We start from the raw sequence: 233 nt of genomic DNA, 5'->3' as shown, positions 1-233 counted from the left end.
GGCGCGAGCCCCTGATGCTCTTCGTCCAGATCATCCTGATCGACAAGACCGGCTTCCATCCGAGTACGTGCTCGCTCGATGCGATGTTTCGCTTGGTGGTCGAATGGGCAGGTAGCCGGATCAAGCGTATGCAGCCGCCGCATTGCATCAGCCATGATGGATACTTTCTCGGCAGGAGCAAGGTGGGATGACAGGAGATCCTGCCCCGGCACTTCGCCCAATAGCAGCCAGTC

General features: G+C 59.2%; 1 protein-coding gene. It reads right to left on the bottom strand.

Features of this window, described 5'->3' with window-relative positions:
* The coding region (locus tag EPA64_RS16190) for a phosphotransferase (protein ID WP_167626694.1) at positions 1-233 on the bottom strand (233 nt) is incomplete at both ends.

Source organism: Paracoccus luteus (assembly GCF_004522155.1).
Taxonomy (GTDB): domain Bacteria; phylum Pseudomonadota; class Alphaproteobacteria; order Rhodobacterales; family Rhodobacteraceae; genus Paracoccus; species Paracoccus luteus.
This window is presented reverse-complemented; position numbering and strand designations above follow the sequence as displayed.